The sequence below is a fragment of the Butyrivibrio proteoclasticus P6B7 genome (assembly GCF_000622085.1).
GTDB lineage: Bacteria > Bacillota > Clostridia > Lachnospirales > Lachnospiraceae > Butyrivibrio > Butyrivibrio proteoclasticus_A.
The window spans coordinates 1-21178 of sequence record NZ_KK211397.1; the positions used below are offsets into that span (position 1 = coordinate 1).

Annotated in this window: 20 protein-coding genes; 16 read left to right on the top strand and 4 right to left on the bottom strand. The window is 42.2% G+C overall.

The window, feature by feature from the left end; translation table 11 throughout:
• From T541_RS0117740 to T541_RS0117765, 6 genes are all read left to right on the top strand, one after another.
• On the top strand, window positions 1-591 hold a 591-nt coding region (locus T541_RS0117740), incomplete at its 5' end, for a WG repeat-containing protein (RefSeq protein ID WP_026653911.1).
• 33 nt (window positions 592-624) lie between these two features.
• Window positions 625-1158, top strand: a complete 534-nt coding sequence (locus tag T541_RS0117745) for a hypothetical protein (RefSeq protein ID WP_026653912.1) — start codon at window positions 625-627, stop codon at window positions 1156-1158.
• Between the two features lie 92 nt (window positions 1159-1250).
• Window positions 1251-2447, top strand: a complete 1197-nt coding sequence (locus T541_RS20950; protein ID WP_026653913.1) for a WG repeat-containing protein — start codon at window positions 1251-1253, stop codon at window positions 2445-2447.
• Window positions 2448-2459: 12 nt separating this feature from the next.
• Window positions 2460-3020, top strand: a complete 561-nt coding sequence (locus tag T541_RS0117755) for a hypothetical protein (RefSeq protein WP_026653914.1) — start codon at window positions 2460-2462, stop codon at window positions 3018-3020.
• A 159-nt stretch (window positions 3021-3179) separates the two neighbouring features.
• Window positions 3180-4799 carry a glycosyltransferase family 39 protein gene (locus T541_RS0117760; RefSeq protein WP_026653916.1) on the top strand — a complete coding sequence of 540 codons (1620 nt, stop codon included), beginning with the start codon at window positions 3180-3182 and terminating at the stop codon, window positions 4797-4799.
• A 68-nt stretch (window positions 4800-4867) separates the two neighbouring features.
• Complete coding sequence (locus T541_RS0117765) at window positions 4868-5470, top strand: hypothetical protein (RefSeq protein ID WP_026653917.1); 603 nt, start codon at window positions 4868-4870, stop codon at window positions 5468-5470.
• A 113-nt stretch (window positions 5471-5583) separates the two neighbouring features.
• Here T541_RS0117765 and T541_RS0117770 read toward each other — a convergent pair whose 3' ends face one another.
• Complete coding sequence (locus T541_RS0117770) at window positions 5584-6126, bottom strand: flavodoxin family protein (protein ID WP_026653918.1); 543 nt, start codon at window positions 6124-6126, stop codon at window positions 5584-5586.
• Window positions 6127-6333: 207 nt separating this feature from the next.
• Here T541_RS0117770 and trkA point away from each other — a divergent pair, with 207 nt between their 5' ends.
• From trkA to T541_RS0117785, 3 genes are all read left to right on the top strand, one after another.
• On the top strand, window positions 6334-7695 hold the full coding sequence (gene trkA / locus T541_RS0117775) for a Trk system potassium transporter TrkA (protein ID WP_026653919.1): 1362 nt from the start codon (window positions 6334-6336) through the stop codon (window positions 7693-7695).
• Window position 7696: 1 nt separating this feature from the next.
• On the top strand, window positions 7697-9142 hold the full coding sequence (locus T541_RS0117780; RefSeq protein WP_026653920.1) for a TrkH family potassium uptake protein: 1446 nt from the start codon (window positions 7697-7699) through the stop codon (window positions 9140-9142).
• A gap of 115 nt (window positions 9143-9257) precedes the next feature.
• A complete protein-coding gene (locus T541_RS0117785) occupies window positions 9258-9854 on the top strand; it encodes a hypothetical protein (RefSeq protein WP_026653922.1) in 597 nt (198 codons plus the stop codon).
• A gap of 41 nt (window positions 9855-9895) precedes the next feature.
• Here T541_RS0117785 and T541_RS0117790 read toward each other — a convergent pair whose 3' ends face one another.
• Together T541_RS0117790 and T541_RS0117795 are read right to left on the bottom strand one after the other, a co-directional pair.
• Complete coding sequence (locus T541_RS0117790; RefSeq protein WP_026653923.1) at window positions 9896-10702, bottom strand: TraX family protein; 807 nt, start codon at window positions 10700-10702, stop codon at window positions 9896-9898.
• 12 nt (window positions 10703-10714) lie between these two features.
• Window positions 10715-11866: a DUF3048 domain-containing protein gene (locus T541_RS0117795; protein WP_026653924.1), complete on the bottom strand. Its 1152-nt coding sequence runs from the start codon at window positions 11864-11866 to the stop codon at window positions 10715-10717.
• Window positions 11867-12024: 158 nt separating this feature from the next.
• On the opposite strand from T541_RS0117795, the gene thyA reads away from it, so the two are divergent.
• The 7 genes from thyA (at window position 12025) to T541_RS0117830 (ending at window position 19004) form a co-directional block, all read left to right on the top strand.
• Window positions 12025-12876, top strand: coding sequence for a thymidylate synthase (gene thyA / locus T541_RS0117800; protein ID WP_026653925.1), 852 nt, complete (start codon window positions 12025-12027; stop codon window positions 12874-12876).
• A gap of 12 nt (window positions 12877-12888) precedes the next feature.
• The gene (locus tag T541_RS0117805; protein ID WP_026653926.1) at window positions 12889-13377 is read left to right on the top strand and encodes a dihydrofolate reductase; all 489 of its coding nucleotides are present in this window, start codon (window positions 12889-12891) and stop codon (window positions 13375-13377) included.
• Window positions 13378-13381: 4 nt separating this feature from the next.
• Complete coding sequence (locus tag T541_RS0117810; RefSeq protein ID WP_026653928.1) at window positions 13382-14290, top strand: diacylglycerol/lipid kinase family protein; 909 nt, start codon at window positions 13382-13384, stop codon at window positions 14288-14290.
• A gap of 18 nt (window positions 14291-14308) precedes the next feature.
• Window positions 14309-15217, top strand: a complete 909-nt coding sequence (locus tag T541_RS20305; protein WP_051538347.1) for a leucine-rich repeat protein — start codon at window positions 14309-14311, stop codon at window positions 15215-15217.
• Window positions 15218-15230: 13 nt separating this feature from the next.
• Complete coding sequence (locus T541_RS0117820) at window positions 15231-15893, top strand: HAD family hydrolase (RefSeq protein ID WP_034467964.1); 663 nt, start codon at window positions 15231-15233, stop codon at window positions 15891-15893.
• A 19-nt stretch (window positions 15894-15912) separates the two neighbouring features.
• Entirely contained in the window at window positions 15913-17352 is a 1440-nt protein-coding gene (locus T541_RS0117825; RefSeq protein ID WP_026653930.1) for a VWA-like domain-containing protein, read from the top strand.
• 83 nt (window positions 17353-17435) lie between these two features.
• The gene (locus T541_RS0117830) at window positions 17436-19004 is read left to right on the top strand and encodes an ATP-binding protein (protein ID WP_026653931.1); all 1569 of its coding nucleotides are present in this window, start codon (window positions 17436-17438) and stop codon (window positions 19002-19004) included.
• 1 nt (window position 19005) lies between these two features.
• Here the strand turns inward: T541_RS0117830 and T541_RS0117835 are convergent, their stop codons facing one another.
• The gene (locus tag T541_RS0117835) at window positions 19006-20646 is read right to left on the bottom strand and encodes a glycoside hydrolase 43 family protein (RefSeq protein WP_026653932.1); all 1641 of its coding nucleotides are present in this window, start codon (window positions 20644-20646) and stop codon (window positions 19006-19008) included.
• Window positions 20647-21178 lie beyond the last annotated feature (532 nt).

Below are 21178 nucleotides of genomic sequence, written 5' to 3' on the forward strand. Positions count from 1 at the left end.
GAAGTGATAATTGAGCCAAAGTTCTATGGTGCAAGTTCGTTTTCAAAAGATGGATTAGCTGTTGTTAAAGGTAAGAATGGGAAATATGGTTATATAGATATAAATGGAGATATTGTTATTTCAGAGATATATGACTCTGCTATCGGTTTTACCGATGGTGTTGCACCAGTTTATGTAGATGGAAGATCCTTTTTTATAGATACTAAAGGAACAGAAGTAATAGATATTGATGGATATATTTTTTCTGAAGGCTTTACTGTTGTAAGAAATGATGATAGAAAATATGCGTATTTCGATAAAAGTGGAAAAGCATTGACAGATTATATATTTGATTTTGCTACCGAGTTTGAAAACGGATATGCATCTGTTGAAATAGATGGGCTTTATGGATGTATAGATTATAGTGGTAATTTTGCGATAGAACCATCTTTTAAACTTCTCGGTGATTTTTCTGATAATGGACTTGCATCAGCAAAAGATGAAAATGATTTATTCGGTTTTGTGGATAATAAAGGCGAATGGGTTATCGAACCAAAATATAAAACTGTTTATGGATATTATAATGGCGTGAATTTAGTTGAAATACCATAAAATCTGAGTACCGATAAAAAGGATTTTATAGCAATGAAGAAAAACGGAATTTTAATAGTATTTGGTATTATTGCAATTGTCATCTTGTCTATTACTGTGCTGTACTGTATAAACGCCAATAGGAAAAAGGCCGATAGCGAATATCAGCTACAGACCATGTACAAATGGCAGAATAAGGCATTTGGACTAGGAAACAATAATGATGACAAAATACAGACATATATTGGTGCCAATGAATTGGATCTGAAACTGTTATTTGTTTCCTTATACAGATATTCCATGGATGAGCCCAATAGTGAATTGACCATTCAGGAAGTAGTTGACTATCTAAGTAAGGAATACGCGTATGATGGTACTTTGATGATATATTCGCAACCTGAATCAATAAGTGATTATATTGAGTGGTGGTCTGAAAAGGATGGCTCCAAGAAGGTAACACTATTTATAGCTGATATAGCAGGATTCTTAAGTCAAAATGGCTACGATAGTCATGACTATGAAACCTATAGTATTGAAGAACTTCAGGAGATTCTTCCTTTAGTTGAAAAAGCTAAAGATGACCAATAAAACTTTTATAGGACTATAAAGCTTGTGCCAGTTGCAATTACGAAAGTTGTAAATGTGACTGGCATCAATGATGTAAAGATAGAGAATTATTGATGAATAAGAGAATTATTATAATATCTGCCTGTATAACCATTCTTATGTTAGCTCTTTTTACAGGCTACAAGTTCAGTTATACAGATGGCAATTGCTACATAATAGATGAAAATGGAAATCATATTAACAAAAAAGGCTACAAAGAGATAAGAACTGGCTTTTCGGAAAATGGATTAGCAACTGTTCTTGTTGAAAACAGATGGAAACCAGGTAGCTTGTTTTATCATGAATATTTGCTTTTGGTTGATACTTCAGGAAAGGTGAAGTATAAGACTACGGCGGATGATATATATACTATCATTAACAATACAGTACCACGAAAGGATAGAGGTTCTTTTGCGGAGTATATTCTTAATGATGACGGCAAGGTGATCTATAAAGTTCCGAGCGACAAGTATATATATTGTGATAGTTACAACTATGCAGATGCAGTGCCTTTTTCTGATGGAGAAGATTGCTTGAAATATGGATTGGTAAATATGAAAGATGAAGTATTGATTGAGCCAATCTACAAATATGTATGGCCTGTTGATGAAAATGGATTAGTCAGAGTTCAATCGGAGGACGGTAAATATGGCCTATTTAGAGAGAATGGCGATGTGGTTGTAGACCCTATATATAAATCAATGTCAGATTTTTGTGAAGGCATAGCTGTTGTGGAGTTAGACGATGGCACAAATGGCTATATTGATACAAATGGAGAATTTGTTATTGATCCAATATATGAGTATGCAACTGATTTCTCTGATGGGCTTGCTATAGTGCGCAATAATGGAGAGTCCTTTTACATAGATCATACTGGGCAAAAAGTAATGGACTGTGGTAAAAGCAGTTTGTTTAACGAAGGTTTTGCTAAAGTGTTGGGAGATAATAACTTCTATGCATATATGGACAAGTCTGGAAAACTTATAACAGATTATATTTATCCAATAGAAAGTGATCTCTTTTGCAATGGCTTTGCTCGTATCCAGCAGGGTGGATTAAAAGGATTTATTGATCAGGAAGGCAGTGTTGTTTTTGAAGCACAATTCAGAAAGGCATCACCTATGGGGAAAGATGGCCATGCGACAGTGCAGATAGAAAGCGGATTGTGGGGATACATTAATTCGGATGGAACATGGCTTTTGGAACCAGTGTTTTTAGAAGCTACAGATTTTCACGATGGAGTTGCATTAGTTAAAGTGGCTGAAGAATAAAGAAATTTGAACATGAATAAGAAAATAAGAATACTAGCGATATTCCTTACTCTTCCCATAATAGCCCTAGTGATTTTGAATGGTCACCAGATAAAAGAGATACTCAAAGAAAAATCCAGGAAAGAGGGAATAGAGCAGAGAAAACAGATCGCTCAATTGTATAAACATGATAATAATGCATTTGGAATTGAAAGTTCTTTAGAATACCGTGATTTCAGTTATGTTGATGTTAATCTTCTGACTTTGCACATAGCTGTATACGAAGACAATAACCCTGATGCAGCTGAAGTTACAATTCATGACATCGAAGACTATTTATCAAGTGAATATGATGAAAAAGGCAAACTTCGAGTGCTAAATCAGCCTAAGAACATAGCGGATTTTGTACTCTGGTATAGTTATGTTGGAACGGGTCACACTCTAGATTTAATATCATGTTTGAGAAATTATTCTAAAGATCATTACGACAAGTATCAGGATATCGGCATCTTTGAAATGGACATAGATATGTTGAATGAGCTAATTGATGATTATAGAAATTGTCCAAATAAGGATGACTATAAGGAATTTTGAAATCATTAAGAAAGCTTATAAGGATATAGAGGAGATGGGTTCAGGATGAAAAAGCCCAATAGATAGTTGCCAAGAGTCTCAGTGTTTTATATCATGACAATTGGAACAATCGTACTGTATTTTTGAGTCATTTCTATTGGAATCCGGAGTTTTATATAAATGGAATCAGATTTTAAAACAATCCTTAAACAGCATAAAGACAAGATAGTAGGCGGCATTTTCTACCTGATGGCCATCTACTACCTGATAAGAGGCATTATCCTGGCTTTCTCAGTGGATATTTGGTACGACGAGCTCTTTTCCATAGAATTTGCCAAAAGAACTGTCTCAGAACTTGTAGGCCTCACAGCCAGGGACGTTCACCCGCCTCTTTACTACATACTTTTAAGAGGCATGTACCTTCTCCTTGGTGGAACAGGGCTTCCGATTGAGACCATCGCCAAGCTCACAAGCTGCATTCCCTTTGCTATTCTGATCATCTACAGCCTTACATACATCAGAAAGAACTTTGGATTCATTGCATCAGGTATCTTTAGCTTTGCGATTCTCACAATGCCTCAGATGCCGGAGTACACCACAGAGATCAGAATGTACAGCTTTGCTGTCCTGTTTGTGACAGCAGCTCTTTTGCATGGCTTTGGACTTATGAAGAGCATGACAGATGCAGGTAACACCAAGTGGGATATCAAGAATTCTCTTGGACTGTTCCTCTTTGGCGTAGCGGCCTTCTATAGCCACTACTACGCTGGAATGAGCGTTGGCATCATCTACTTCCTGCTTATTGTCTGGATGGTTCTCTTTTATCTCAAAGCAATGAAGGAGCACATCAAGATCAACTTCAAAGTGCTGGCATCTGTAGTGATCGCCATGAACCTTACAGTTATAGCCTACGTGCCATGGCTTTTTGCACTGTCCAAGCAGATCAGCACAGTTAAGAATAATTACTGGATTCAGCCTGTGGGGCTACGTAGCTTTTTAAGCGCAGCCAAATACATCTTTACCCCATACTACACAGAGAAAAGCATGCAGATGTTCGCTGCGGTGATGATGATAATCTTTACAGTAGCCCTTGCTGCCTGGACTTTCTTTAAGGGCTGGGATGACAAGCTGACAAAACACCAGTGCATCATGGCGTTTCTGGTACTTCCGCTGCTGATATTAGGCGGCCTTGTGGCTTCATGGCTTATTAGACCAGTGTTCGTCAACAGATACATGATTCCTGCCTTTGGCTGTTTCTGGCTTTCCATAGCCATCATGATAGGAAAGGCCCTTGAGCAGAAGAGAGATACTTTGGTAAAAAGAGCTATCATTTCAGTGGCCCTTGTGATGACCATTTACATGGCAAGCATCGGAATCACTGATTACAGAGCCTTTATCGGCAACGAAGAGTACAGAGAGGTCAACATGACTGAAACTCTTAAGCTCTTTAGATCCATAGATGATGACACAATTATCATCAGTAACTTTGACCAGGCCCAGGCACTTATGGCATACTATTTAAATGATGACCAGACAGATAATCATAAGGTTTATCTGTATCTCAATTCTCCAGAGGCTTTGATTAACGAGACCGTCAGCGGCCTTGCCACAATCGAGGATCCAGTGGATGTTTACAATTTCGTGGATTCTGGGAAGAGAGTTCTTTTCCTTGGAAGTTTTAACTCCCGCGAAGTTATACTTCAGGAGTGGAATGACGCCTACGGAATTACCTTTGAGAATAAGGGGAGCTTCTTGATGGAGAGATACTGGTTTGATGTATTCGAGCTGAGTTTAGAATGATCAGTGGTTAGACACCACTGTAGATCTGGACTATTATGATTTGAATTAAATGTATCAGGTAGGTATTTATGAAAAGAACTATTAATGTAATTGGAATATCTTTGGCACTGGCACTTTCACTGGTGGCAGGCGTACTTTCTTCAAAGCCAATGAAGGCCCTGGCAGAGGATGAACTTAAGGAGGCTAAATCCTGCACCTTTGTTATTCCTTCAGAGTTTGTTCCCTGTGCTGAGAAAGGTCTTTTTATCAATAAGAATAATCCTATGGAGTCTTCATCCATATTCTTTGACTATTTTGACAATGGAAAGGATGTGGTGCTGACCAACAGAGAAAGGCAGCAGGAAGAGGAGTCTGGGGAGCTTGAGATAATCGATGATTCTCTTAATATGACAAAAGAGATTTATCAGGAGACCATTTCAAATGCCTACAATACACAGTTTGGCGAGGATGTGGGATTTACAGTGACATCCTATGAGAATATAACAATAGATGGTTACCCGGGCTTTAAGATTGAGGCCAATTATCAGGCATCAGGCCAGGAGAGAGTATATCAGACAGTTTACATTCTTCTTTCCAAGTACAGAATGTTCACCGTAACCTATCAGCGAGCTGAAGATGACGACTGCATCGAAGCCTTTGAAAAAAGTGCAGCCACCATCCATGTCAGATAATAACTGACCGTTTTGCAATAAATTAGATAAAACAAAAAGGACCAAGATTTCAAAGCTATAAAAGCTTAAAATCTTGGTTTTTATTTTGGGTAACACAAATTATTACTATGATTTTATACAAATGCAAGATCCAGCTCTTTTATCCTGGTAAGGCAATTATCAACAAAGAGCCTTGCATTGAGAAGATCATGGCGATTAGGGTGCTCTAGGGCATCATTGTAGAAGTTAAGCATCATATCCAGCTTGGAGTCTTCGCACAGACCTCTGTAGGATTCGTATTTATCACGAACCTCAGGAGGCATCTTACCCTGGCAAAAATAGGAATCAACGAAATAATTATCGTCCGAAATCCAAACCCTGGCATTCTGCTCAAGGGATTTGAAGTATTCATCGGTATTTCCCATGCCACAGGTTCCAAAAAGTGCGACATTCTTATCATGAAGTGATGAAAGAATGTCGATAATCTCTAGAGAACAGGAACCTCTGTTGGACCAGAAGCCCACAAAGTAGTTCTCTGCATCAAACTGGCCATGCCAGGTGCGCACATCAACAATTTCCTTGTCCTTTAAAGGTACAGGGAGGGAGCTATATATTTCATGGGCAAGCTTCTTGGTATTGCCAGTTTCACTTGCGTAAATGACAAGATGTTTGAGCATTGGATTCCACTCCTTGAGAAAGGTAACCAGCGTCAATCCGCGCCGACATAGTAATTGTACGATTATGGTGCCTATAATACAATGAATTACGCAGTAAATATGTATTAAAAAATCATAAAACATGATAGAATGGGTATTTCGGGGCGGTTGATTTAAACCACCTAAGAAAATATAATAAAACAGTAGTATATAATCATGGAGGCAACTATGAACATTATTATTGTTGGCTGCGGAAATGTAGGTCAGACTATTACTCAGCAGCTTAGCAAGGAAGGTCATAATATAACTGTCATAGATGAAAAGAGCACTGTCGTTCAGGCGGTTGTTAACAATTATGATGTTATGGGAATTGTTGGCAATGGCGCCAGCTATTCAATCATGAAGGACGCTGGAATCGAGAGCTCAGATCTTATGGTGGCTGTTACAGATTCAGACGAGCTGAATCTCCTGTGCTGTCTTATAGCTAAGAAAGCCGGTAACTGCCATACTATCGCAAGAGTACGTAATCCTATTTATAAAAAAGAGATCAACTTCATCAAGGAAGAGCTTGGTCTTTCAATGGTAATCAATCCTGAAGAGGCTGCAGCAGGCGAAGCTGAGAGACTTCTCAAGTTCCCTTACGCAACCAAGATTGAGACCTTTGCCAGAGGAAGAGCTGAGCTTGTTAAATTCGTTATTGATGAGAAATCAAGACTTTGTGACAAGGCCCTTAGAGATATTCCTCAGGATCTGAAGAAACAGGTAGTCATTGCCGTTGTTTCAAGAGGCAGTGAGACCTATATCCCTGATGGTAACTTTGTACTTAGAGCTGGAGACGAGATTACAATTCTTGGATCTGGTAAGAATACACTTAGCTTTATTAAAAAGCTTGGAATGCCTACAGCCAAGGTTCATTCCACAATTATTATCGGTGGCGGCGAGACAGCCTACTACCTGGCTAAGCAGCTTATCGCATTTGGCATTAAGGTCACAATCTTTGAAAGAGATGCTCAAAGGTGCAAGGAATTGTCAGATCTTTTACCACAGGCTCTTATCATCAACGGTGACGGAACAGACAAGGATATGCTCCTTGAAGAGGGCGTTACAAGCGTAGAGTCCTTTGTATCCCTCACTAACCTTGATGAAGAGAATATCATGCTCTCTATGTATGTAAAGAGCATCAATCCTAAGGCTAAGCTTATTACCAAGGTTCACCGCGTTAACTACGGCGAGATCATTGGTTCTTTGAATATCGGAAGTATCATTTATCCTAAGAATATTACTGCGGACAGAATTGTTCAGTTCGTACGTGGCAGATCAGCTTCCCTTGATAGCAATATCGAGGCTCTTTACAAGCTGGATGATGAGAGGGTTGAGGCCCTTGAGTTCATCGTTGGCGCCAACTGCAAGGCTATTGGAATACCTCTTTCTGAGCTTAAGATCAAGAAGGGCATCATCATCGCCTGCATTAACCATTACGGCGAGATCATTACCCCAAGTGGTGATACTGTGATCAGGGAGAGAGACTCTGTTATCGTAGTTACAACCCTTGCGGGACTTAAAGATATTAAGGATATATTGGAGAATTAAGATGAATTACGGGATGATCAGATATACCCTGTTCAGACTTATGCGTATCATGGCTGCACTTTTGATACTGCCTTTTGTCGTAGGGTTAATCTACAAAGAATATGATAGTGCAGAAACGTTCTTTATTTTGATTCTTGTGATGTTTATCGTGGGATATCTTGGCTCTTTTAAAAAGCCTGCTAATCAGGTGCTCTATGCCAAGGAAGGCTTTGCGATTACTGCAGTTGCCTGGGTTGTTATGAGTATGCTTGGTGCAATACCTTTCGTTCTTACAGGAACTATCCCTAATTACATCGACGCTCTTTTTGAGACTATATCAGGTTTTACCACCACAGGAGGAAGTATTCTTACCTCCGTTGACGGCGTTGAGAAGAGCGTACAGTTCTGGAGAACCTTTACTCACTGGATCGGAGGTATGGGCGTTCTTGTATTCCTTCTGGCAGTAGTAAGGAATTCAGACGGTTACAGCATCCATCTTATGAGGGCAGAAAGCCCGGGACCAGTTGTAGGTAAGTTTGTTCCTAAGGTTAAGGATACAGCTAAGATCCTGTACCTTATCTACCTTGGAATCACACTGGTTGAGATGGCACTTCTTAAGATTTCCGGACTTCCACTATATGATGCCATCACTATTTCTTTTTCCACAGTAGGAACCGGCGGATTTGCTGTTAATGACGCTGGTATGGGCAATTACTCCACTGTGAGCCAGGCTATAATCATAGTATTCATGGCCCTTTGCGGAGTTAACTTTACAGTTTACTATTTCCTCTTAAACCGCAAGCCTAAGGAGGCTTTTGCTATTGAGGAGGTCAAGTACTATTTTGGAACAATGCTGGTTGCAGCGGGACTTATCGCTGTTAATATCTACAGAGCAGGCATTCTTGACAGTGCCCAGATGTGTTTCCACCATGCGTTGTTCTCAGTTACTTCAGTTATGACCACAACAGGATTTGGAACTCTGGACTTCGACAAGTGGCCTACCTTTTCCAAGATGATCCTGTGTATACTGTCGCTGACGGGAGCCTGCGCAGGTTCCACAGGTGGTGGATTTAAGTTCTCAAGAGTACTTATCATCGTGAGAAATGCCAGAAACGAGCTGAACTACATCGTTCATCCTAAGGCTGTAAAAAGAGTCTACATGGACAAGCACACAGTTGATGGCACCACAGTTAAGTCAGTAACTGCTTACCTTGGAATTTATGTTATAACCTTTATTGTTTCAACAATCATCGTTGCTCTGGACAATTTCGATTTCCAGACCACTGTAACTTCAGTAGCAGCGACACTTAACAATATCGGACCTGGTCTTGGCATGGTTGGACCTGCTGGAAACTATTCTGAATTTTCAGTATTGTCCAAGCTTGTACTTATGTTTGATATGTTGGCTGGTAGACTAGAACTGTTGCCACTTTTCGTGGTTATCAAACCTAAGACCTGGAGAAAGTAATTTGGGAATTATTAAATTTTTATAAACTAAGCCATTGAAAATTGTGTCCAAAGTGTGATAAAATTTAGTGAGTTTTGTGAACAAGCTATTTTTTAGGAGTTTAAAATAGAGGCTTATGACTAGAACAAGAAAAGGTTTGAGTATTGTTCTTGGTTTTGTGCTTATTGTATGTATTACTGTTGCGGGAATTCTTCTTTATAGGAATAATGGCAGTAACAAGAGCATTGTTGAGAGCGATGTTTCCTATGATGAGGTTCAGAATGCTTTGGCAGAGTATATGAATAGTAATGCTGATGTTCTTGGAGATAAGAGAGATCAGAGTAACAGTGGTGTTCCTGGCAGAGAAATCGGAGTACTTACTCAGAGAGTTACTATTCTTAAAGACGGCGAGATAATGCCTATTTCAGGCACAGTTACCAAGAATCAGGATGGCTTTTATCCTGGCACATATGAGATAAAGTTTTCAACAAAGGCTATTCTTACATCAAGAGCCACTGTCATGGTGGATGTTGATATCGCACCAGGTGAGAAGGTGTATGTTCTTATTGGAGATAAGGATAAGGGATACACAGAATTCACTGAGGTTGTGGCTGGTGAGGATAGTATGATAACCTTTGATACTAATATCATTCAGAACTACACCATATCAACCACAGATATTGAGAGCGCACAGAAGGCTATGGCCAATCTGGTTGATGAGTCACTTAACTAACTATGGGAGGGTATTTCTTATCGGGGTATAGTTGATATTGATCAGCCGTATAACAGGCATCGTATCAGATAGATAAGGAATATATGAACAGGGTAGAAAGCGTAGAACAGGTATTTAAGCCTGCCAAGCTTTCTACCCTGTTTATTATTGTACAGATAGGGTAAAAGAAATCCTGGAAGAGCAAAAATCTCTGATTCTGAAATGGTACACATGGTGATATACCCAAATAGGGATCCAAGAAGTGGAATGTTACTAAAGAGATAGAAAATCATAATAAGAAATACTCCGCGGTAGGAGTAATCGCTCTTTATAACATAGGCAATAAGAGCGCATATAAGCCCTGGAACAAGACTTAAGACGTTTCTTATTATCTCAGGGATTACCTTGATATTAAGGAGCTTATAAAGGGCTTCAAATCCCCAGATGGCCAGAAGACCAAGAAGGAGAGTGAAAAAGACATTACAATGATCAAACAAAGTGCTACGGTTGGCGCTTAGTGCTTCGATCAGATTGATGTTGAAAACGTCCTTTTTGAAGCCTATAGTATCAAAGGGAATCTCAGAAATAAAGCCAAAAAGAAGCAGACTAAGAGTGTATCTTAGTCTGCTGTGTGTGTGTTTAAAACCCTCTACTATGAGGAAACAGAAGATAGGGAAGGCACTCCTTCCGATATCTCTGGTGATTCTATAAATAAGAACCATAGTGTTGTAAGGAAGACCACAATGATACACCCTCAGCTTAATGGCAAAGTATAACAGGCCTGCTCCGATGTGATCTATAAGCATGATCACCATAGCAATTACCTTAAGTGTGTTGCCATTAAGTTTGCGAAGGTTTGTATAATTCATGGTGTAATGTCCTTACTCGAAGATGATACGCTCCCATGTGTCGTCTGGGATAAGAGCTATATATGTCTTACCAGTGTTGATCTGAAGCTCTTCGCCGTTCTCATCATAATATCTTGTAACGTCAGTCTCGCTTGTCTTAACCCATGTAACGTCCTTAGCTACGCCGTTTGTGATGTACCAAGCGTACTCACCAGAACCGATACAGTTGTAAATAAGATATCCGTGCTCATCAAGCTGTGTGAAAGAGCACTTCTGAAGGATTACATTCTTGAAGCTAAGTGGCTCGCCATCCTCGTCATCCTCGTGACGCTCACCATACTCGTAATACTCATACTCACCTGTCTCAGTGTTGTAAACAAGCTGTGATGAGTTGTGGAAGAATGGAAGTGAAAGCTTGTTAGCTGTGTATGTTCTATCATACTTCTCATCAAGATTAAGTGTTGTGCCATAGTCAACGAAGTTGAAGTGGCTGCCTTCGTTAGCGTACTCGTTGTAAGTTGTGGAGTAAGCTGGGTTGTTAGCGTAGTTGTTGAAGTTGTCCTCAAGGTCTCCGCTTACGATGTACTCAGTGAACTCTCTGGCCTTACCGTTGTTGATACGTGAGAAAGTTCCTGAGAAATGAGCTGACCAAGCCTGTGTAAAGTACTGGTCGTTGTAGTAAGGGCCACCATCATGGCAAAGAACTGCGTTCCATTCAGCAGCAAGCATGATATTGGTTGGACGTGTACTACGGATACTTCCGAGCTGCTCAATCTTGCCCCAGTCCTTAACAACACACATAAGTCTTGTGATACGGTCGTTAAGAGTACTGTTCATAAGCTCGTAAACAACGTCTGCTTCAGAAGTTCCAAAGTGAGGAAGAGCAGTAATCTCGTTATCTACCATTGCTGCGATAGGACGCTGGTCCTTGATCTCCTCGCTTATAGGCTCACCTGTAAGCTCGCTGAAATACATTCCCTCTGGAAGTACATAAGGCTCATCTGTAGCAGCCTCCTCTGTAGTGCCGTTGGTTGATGCGTCATTAGAATCAACATTCTCAACAGAAAGTTCCTGTGAAGGTTCTACATCATCAGCTGGTGTAGAGCTACATGCAGCAACTGCAAAAATAGAAGCAGCGCAGATAATAGAAGCTGCAGCTCTTTTTCCATATGACTTAATATACATGTTAAAAATCTCCTTAAAAATAATCAGTTATCAACATTCTACCAAAAATCGCCCTTTTTTTCTATGAAGAAATTGTGAAATAAATCTGTGTGCCTATATATTGGTTCTTCATGCTATACTAAGAAGTGGTAAAAAAGCTACAAGGAGGAGGGAGATATATGTCACGAGCAGACGAAATCTTTATTGATATGTGTAAGGATATCCTTGAAAATGGCACTTCTACAGAGGGAGAAAAGGTTAGACCACACTGGCCTGACGGAACACCAGCTTATACTATCAAGAAATTCGGAGTTGTAAATAGATACGATCTTTCCAAAGAATTCCCAATCATGACTCTTAGAAAGACAGCGCTTAAGAGCGCCACAGATGAGGTCCTTTGGATCTATCAGCAAAAGAGTAACAACATCAACGACCTTAACAGCCACATTTGGGATGAATGGGCTGATGAGACAGGATCAATCGGTAAGGCCTATGGCTATCAGATTGGTCAAAAGAGCTTATACAAAGAGGGAGAGTTTGACCAGATTGACAGAGTTATCTACGACCTTAAGAATAATCCATTCAGCCGTCGTATCATGACTAATACCTATGTCTTTTCTGATCTTCACGAGATGAACCTGTATCCATGTGCATACAGCGTTACATACAATGTTACACAGAAGAAGGGCGAGGATAAGCTCACACTTAATGCCATCCTCAATCAGAGATCTCAGGACGTTTTAGCAGCTAACAACTGGAACGTTGTTCAGTATGCGGTTCTTGTTCATATGCTGGCTCAGGTTTGCGATATGAACGTGGGAGAACTGGTTCACGTAATAGCAGATGCCCATATTTACGACAGGCATGTGCCTCTTATTAAGGAACTTATCGAAAGGAAGCCACTTCCAGCACCTAAGTTCCACCTTAATCCTGATATTCACGATTTCTATCAGTTCACAAGAAACGACGTATCCCTTGAGGGCTACGAAGTTGCCGGTGAACAGCTTAAAGATATTCCAATCGCTATCTAAAAAGGAGACAGCATGAAAGCAATAGTAGCAGTAGACAGTAACTGGGCTATCGGCAACAAGGGACAGCTCCTTGTCAGCATCCCTGCCGACCAGAAGAACTTTAGAAATGAGACCATCAATAAGACAATCGTTTATGGAAGAAAGACTCTGGAGACCTTTCCACAGCGCGTGGTTCTTCCTAAGCGCAACAACATAATCCTTTCAACCAAGCAGGATTACAGAGTTAAGGATGCAGCTGTTGTCCACAGCAGACAGGAGCTTCTGGATCTTATCTCTGATCTTGACAGTGATGAGGTTTATATCATCGGCGGAGAGAGCGTTTACAGGGAGTTTTTAGATCTTTGTGACACCGCCATCGTAACCTTTATCGACAAGGAATACGAAGCTGACACCTATTTCCCTAACCTGGACAAGGACCCGGAGTGGGAGCTTAAGGATGAAAGCGAAGAGCAGGTATATTTCGATATTACCTATACTTATAGAACCTACGTAAGGAAGTGATTGCATGAAGAAAAGAGCTCTTGTTCTTATAAACAAGACTTCTGGAACTGGAAAAGCGGGAAACGACACGCTTAATATAGTAACTAGACTGGCAGAGAACGGATACGAGCCAGTTGTTTATCCAATAATACCTGGGACTGATCTGACATCAGAAGGCCTCATAGGTCATTACGATGGCAAGGTAGATCTGATCATGTGTAGTGGCGGCGATGGAACCCTTAATCACGTGGTCAACGCTATTATGAACATGAAGAAGAAACCAAGAGTAGCCTACCTTCCATCAGGAAGTACCAACGATTTCGCCAAGGGAATCGGTGTATCCTCAGTCAGAAGTAAGGCCATTGAGGATGCTGTAGGAGGAGTTCCTTTTTCTTACGATCTTGGCAAGATGAATGGCAAGTATTTCAACTATGTGGCTGCCTTTGGCGCCTTTTCCAAGGTTAGCTATGCTACAGATCAGGATCTTAAGAACGTTCTGGGCTACGCAGCCTATGTTATCAGCGCTATTTCTGAGCTTCCTCAGAACATTGGCTATAGCTCCCACATCAGGATCAATGCTGATGGAGTAGAGGAAGAGGACGATTATATCTTTGGCGCAGTTTGTAACAACGCTTCAATTGGAGGCATGAACCTCTTTGGAAATGCAGATGTAAGGCTTAACGACGGCAAGATGGAGCTGGTACTTATCCACACTCCTAAGAACCTGGCCGAGTTTAATGCCATTATCTCTGCTCTGGCCATGAAGACTGTGGATAATCCATACATCACCTTCAAGCAGGTTCACCATGTGGAGTTTGAATCTGAGGAAGAGATAGAGTGGACCCTGGATGGAGAGTTTGGCGGAAGTGCAAGCTCAACCACCATCGATATCGTGGATCAGCCTATTACAATCATGACTAAAGGTAAGCTTTAAGGGCTTTAGAATTAACAAATGCTTAGATACGAGATAATTACTGATAAAACCGGATCCCAGTACGCAGAGATAACGGGCTATGATGGAATGGTAAAAGAACTGTCTATTCCAGAGGAAATTGATGGTCTGCCAGTTAAAAGCATTGGTAACCACGCCTTTTCTGGAAGAGACGACATTACCAGCGTCATTTTGCCTGGATCTATCAAGATCCTCAGGGGTTTTGCATTTCACAACTGTAAGAATCTTGAAAAGATAGTTCTTTTTGACAGTCTTCAGGACTATTACGACGGCGTCTGCAGGCAGTGCGACAATCTTAAGCTGATAGAGCTTACTGTCAGGGATAGCTGGTACGAGGTGGTCAGAAACTTCCTGGCTGACAGCGATAAAAGGCTTCATTTCCTGCTTCATCAAAGTGGTGGCGATGCCTATCTGACCTTCCCTGAGTTTGTGTATGACTTTAACGAGAACACCATGGCCAGGACTATTCAATTCTCTATTGCGGGCTCAGGCTATGCCTACAGAGAGTGTGTGGACAGAAGACGCATAGACTACAGGGAGTATGATTCTCTTTTTAAAGCTGCCAACGTGGACGGAAGCGGTGTCTCCCAGGAGATTGCCCTGGGAAGGCTCCTGTATCCTGTGGAGCTGTCGGAGGCTGCCAGAGATAAATACTGTTCCTACGTTAAGCGCTGGGACGTGGATATTGTAAAAGAACTAATTACAGAAGCCCAGGATTCTGCTGAGGCTATGGATAAGCTGACTAAGGTGCTGGCTCTTTGCGATGCAGAGGGAGCTTACCTTATTTCAGACGGTGCACTTAGCCAGGGAACTCAGTTTGCTGTGGATAAGAAATATACTAAGGTTGTTCCGGTGCTGATGGATGCAAGGAAGACTGCGAGAGCTTCTGAGTTTAGCTTTGAGTTGTAGGTATAGGATTTTTATGAGTTTAGATAAGAAGATTGAGGCCGTCATCTTTGATCTTGACGGCACTTTGACAGATACAGAGAAATATTACCAGGAGTGCTGGCCCAAGGCTGCGGCCCATTTTGGCTATAAGATGGAGCCTTACATGCCTCTGGAGCTAAGGAGTCTTGGAAGACCCTTTGCACCACTTAAGTTCAAGGAGTGGTTTGGCGAGGAATTTGACTACAATCAGGTGAGGGAATACAGAAAAAGTCTGGTGGAAGAGGTTATCAGTAAGCACGGCATTCCTCTTAAAAAGGGCGCTGTGGAGATCCTTACATGGCTTCGTGAGAACGGCATTCTCACTGCTCTTGCCACAGCCAATGACTACGAGCGTACAGAACGCTACCTTAAGAAGATAGGTCTTTTTGAATACTTTGATAAGATCATCTGCGCCAGCATGGTAAAAGAGGGAAAGCCATCCCCTGAGATCTACGCCTTTGCCTGTAAAGAGTTAGCTCTTTCTCCTGATAAGACCATAGCTGTGGAGGATTCACCTAATGGCGTAAGAAGCGCTTACGGTGCAGGCTGCAACGTGGTCATGGTTCCGGACTTAACTGAGCCTGATGAGGAGCTTAAGAAGTGCCTCTACGCAAGGGTGGATGAGCTTTTGGATATTAAGGGGCTTATTTCTTTATAACGGAAATGGAGAGCTGTCCATGGAAGTAATTGGTGCAAGCACAAAGAAGCTGGAACTGGACTCCGCAGGCAAAGCTGTTTTGCAGGCCTCCAGAACAGAGCTTTATATGGATATGAGATTTTTTGGTGGTGCTTTGAATTCTCTTTTGTATGAGATGGATCTGAGCACCACTACTGTTGGTACGGATGCAGTTTCCATAAGGTTTAATCCTTCATATATTCTGAGACTTTACGTGGAGGAGCCAGGGAAGCTGAATAGGACCTACATACACATGCTTCTTCACTGCATTTTCAGGCATATGTACACCTCTGCAAGATATGAGGATGTGCGGCTCTTTGACCTGTGTGCGGATATTGTGGTGGAATCTCTTTTGGACACTATGGACTATCAGAGCATTTACCGCGTGTCCTCTGATTTCCGTGACAGATGGGTAAAAGAGCTTGAATCTGCCCTTAAGACTTTGACGGTGGAAAAGCTGTATCGTTACTTTTCTGAGGAGAGGGAGCTGGAGGAGCTTGAATACGAGAAGCTGGAGCGGGAGTTTAAGCTTGATGACCATGGCTTCTGGCAGAGACTATCTGATAATCCTGCTGATGAGGATCAGAGTAATGAGGATAAAGATAAGGAAATGCCGCCACTTGATGATGATATGACACCGCCGGATAGCGGCAATGACAGTGAAGATAACGGTAAGAAGAAAGAAAAGTATATAAACCCAAGGCGCCTTAAGCAGATCCAGAATAAGGAAAAAGACTGGGATAAGGAGGCCAAGAGGCTTCAGACAGAGATAGAGACCATAGGAAGCAAGGCCAGTGACAAGCTGGGTAAGCTTCGCTGGACTCTTAAGTTCTTTAATACTTCAAGGACGGATTACCGCAAGTTCTTAGAGAGATTTAAGGTTCTTAAGGAAGAGGGCGGCATTGATCTTGATAGCTTCGACTATGGAATGTATTCCTTTGGAATTGAGCATTATGGCAACATGCCTCTTATTGAGGAGAACGAGTTCCGGGAGGTTAAGAAGGTTCAGGAGCTGGTGATTGCCATAGATACTTCCGCGTCCTGTAAAGATGAGCTGGTTCAGGTGTTTCTTAATGAGACTGCCAGGATTCTTCTTACAGGAGACAGCTTTTTTCAAAGGATCAAGATCCATGTGATAGAGTGCGATAACCAGATTCAGAGGGACGAGCTTATCACGGAAGTTGCTGATATGAAGAAGTATGCTGATGGAATCCATGTGGAGGGCGGCTACGGAACGGACTTCAGACCGGTGTTTGAATATGTGGATAAACTTAAGGCAGAAGGAGCCTTTGAAAATCTCAAGGGACTTATATATTTTACTGATGGATATGGGACCTATCCCGAGAAGGTAACCACCTATGATACAGCCTTTGTGTTCCCTGAGAATGGGGAATACGAGGACGAAAATGTGCCAGACTGGGCTATAAAGCTATATGTATAGGGTGGATGATGAAGTGATGTAAACTAGCGCAGAAGTCGCAGATGATATGGCAATGAAGTGATTGCAGTAGCGAGGAATGTAAGATGAACATTGATCAGGCTAAAGAGGAAGTTAAGAACGCCGTAAGAACATATCTTGAGAAGGACGAGGCGGGACAGTATGAGATTCCTGTGGAGAAGCAAAGACCTATCCTTTTGATGGGACCTCCCGGAATCGGTAAGACTGCGGTTATGGAGCAGATTGCCCATGAACTGGGGATCAGCCTTGTTTCCTACACCATTACCCATCATACAAGGCAGAGCGCCATTGGACTTCCCATGATTTCTGAGAAGGAGTTTGGCGGAAAGAAATACTCTGTTACAGAGTACACCATGAGTGAGATCATAGGTGCAGTCTACGAGCAGATCGAGAAGTCTGGGATAAAAGAGGGAATTCTTTTCCTGGATGAGATCAACTGCGTTTCAGAGACCCTTGCACCTACCATGCTTCAGTTCCTGCAGTACAAGACCTTTGGAAGCCACAGACTTCCTGAGGGGTACATCATTGTTACCGCAGGCAATCCTCCTCAGTACAACAAGTCTGTAAGGGAGTTTGATATTGTTACCCTGGACCGTGTAAGGCAGATCAATATTGAGGAAGACTTTGATGCCTGGAAGGAATATGCCTACAAGGCCAGAGTTCACGGTGCTATTCTGGCATACCTGGAGATCAAGAAGGATAATTTCTATAAAATCGAAACTACTGTGGATGGCAGAAGCTTTGTAACAGCAAGAGGCTGGGAGGACCTTTCCAGAACCATGCTTGTGTGCGAGAAGCTTGGAATTCCGGTTGATGAGAATCTTGCGGTTCAGTATCTTCAGAACAAAGAAATTGCAAGAGATTTTGCAACCTACTATGAATTATATTGCAGATACAATGAACTGTATAAGATACCTGATATATTGGAAGGTAGATTTCCTGACGATAAAAAGGCAATTCGCGATGGCTCTTTTGACGAAAAGCTTAGTATTATCGGCCTTTTAACAGATAAGCTCATGCAGGAGTTTGAGTCCTATGCCAAAATGCAAGGAGTTCAGAAGTTGCTTTTTGAAGCTGTGAAGGAGTTTGTAAGTGGGGCAGGTCCGCAGTTTACAGACTGGGCAGATGGTAAAAGAGCTGAACTCTCTGAGAAATTGACTAAGGAGAAGGAAGCAGGTCTTTTGGACAAGGAAAGTGAGACCACACAAAGACTTGTGATTGCAGCTCTTGATGACTGCAAGACATATGTGGCAGAGCAGGGAGTTGGAAATGCGGATGTTGCAAATGGTGAGAAGTCTGAAAAAGCTGACAAGAATGGGGATAATGCCAACACTGTGGCTCTTGTTAAGAAGTGGTTTAATGAAAGAGAGGCAGGTCGTCAGGAGGATATCAAGATCTACGACAGGCATCTTACCAACAGCTTTGAGTTTGTTGAGGCTGTGTTTGGGGATGAGCAGTCTCTTTCTGGAAGCCAGGAGATGGTGATCTTCTTAACTGAGCTTTCCAAGGCTTATTACAGTCTTAAGTTTGTGCGTGAAACTGGAAATGAGGCTTATTACAAATATAATAAGCTCCTTCTTCTGAATGACAGAAGAAAGGAGCTTGTGGATCTGGCTGAGAGTTTGATTTTGTGATTTAGTCTAATGTGTCATATACAAAGTTAGAAAATGTGGCGCTGCCGCCGGCTTCCTTGGTACTGTACATGAATAGTCCAAAGCGGGCGCCGGTGAAGTGGTCAAGCTTAAACTGTAGCTTATGCTGACAGCCAAGCTGGGTAAAATCTGCGCCATTGCTATAACTAAATACTGCGGTGTCATCACTAAGCGGAATCAGAATCTTTCTGGTATCCGCTTTTTCTTTTGCCTTTTCATCAAAGCAGATGTCGCAGCGGAGCGTAACTACTGGGCTATCGAGCTTAACCGATTCTATCTCTTCAGGAGCTTCGTCATCGTGCCTTTCACCCCAGAAGCCGCCTGTGGTGATTTCTCTTTTGGACATAACAAGATAGTAATCGCCATTTCTCTTAGTCATGGCAATGTAGCCGTAGGAACTAAGGAGGATGCTAAGTCCTGCGTAGTCTCCTTCCTTAAGATTAGAGCCATCAAGGGTTACAGAGCCCACGCAGCCTGGGAACATTGTTCTCTGTGTGAGGGTGTTCCTAGCCTGTACAAGATTTGTTACGGTTTCCCCTGTGGTTATAGTAACTGTGCCTTTTTCTGGATTTCTTTTTACAAGAGAAATGTCAGGTTCGTGGTTAAACTGCCAGCAGCTCTTGAAACCAAAGCTGTCATTGGTGTGTTCTGCGTTGCCATCAGTGGAATCCTTGAAGTTATCGCTCTGTACGAGAGGAATGTAGGTGTGGCCTTCTTTGGTGCTGGTTGTATCAAACTCTGCAGGGATTACGCCTTCATCACCAAATACAGGGAATAGGCCGTATTCAGCGGTTTCCTTGAACTCTACAGGCATGAGCACAGGGATACGGCCAACTGAGCCGCTGTCCTGGAATAGGATGGAGAACCACTTGCCTTCAGGAGTATCAACGATGCCGCCCTGGGCAACGCCGCTTCTTCTGTAGCCTCTGTCATCATCCATTACTTTCTTACCAATGTATGGGCCCTCTGGCTCGTCAGCCACAAAGCAGCTCTCGGTGCGCTTTCCTGTATCTTTAGGAATTCCTATAACAAAGAGATAGTACTTGCCGTTTAGTTTGTAGAAATGGGAGCCTTCGTAGCCAAGGGGAGCATCCTCGGTGTCCTTAAGGATTATCCTGTTAAGACCGTCTTCCTTAGGGGCCAGAGTAGGATGACCATTCTCTCCGTAGCTTACGCATAGCTCGTTTAAGTGGAGCTGTCTGTTTCCTGAAACTATGTAAATTCTTCCGTCATCATCAAAGAGTATAGAGTTATCGTGATAGAAACCATCGATATAGCTCTTTTGCCAAGGACCATTGATGTCCCTTGATGTATAGAGGTAGGTTCTGTGAGTGTCATTGCACACGAAGCAAACGTAGAAGAAGCCGTCGTAGTAGCGAAGGCTTGCTGCCCACATGCCCTGACCGTAGATGTTCTCTTTGCTTTCCAGCCTCTGAGCTGGCGTGCTGTCCAGGGTGTCGTATACGTAGGATGCGTGCTCCCAGTGAACAAGGTCGTAGGAGCTCAGGATCTCACAGCCTGGCATGAAGTACATTGTGGTACTTACCATGTAGTAGGTGTCTCCAACCCTGATGATATCTGGATCTGGGTAATCTAATCTTGTGAGTGGGTTAATTGTGGTCATTGTGTCCTCCCCTTTGATGTCGTGCTGGATTGATGTATATGTTTTTGGATGCTTATACATAAACATGTTTGCAGAAGTAGTGTGTAATTAGTCTATTCTTTGCATGCTTTAATGTGAATATGCTCTATGAATGTAATTATAATGCGATTTCGACAAGGTATTCTTGCTGATTACTGCCATGTTTATGCTTATTCTTGCTATGGGGAAATAAGCTTGTAGGAAGGGTAGTGGCCCAGGACGCCATCCTTGACCCGCGTAGATCAGGACGCTTGCACGTTTTCACCGATGGCGACAGACTCATGAGCAGCTGAAGAGTGGCGCCATCGCTTGATTCATTGTAGCGCCCGTGATCTACGCGCCTCAAGGACAAGCCCAGTCGGGTGGCTGTGTAGGACCTCAGACTCTAGATCTATGAGCAGCTGTAAATGTGTGGCATGAGATTCTGTGACCTTCGCCTGGGCACGAGGGTACAAATGGCTGTTTTTGCGTTTTGTACCCCTCAGAAATTCTTGGCGAGAGGGTATAGATGGCT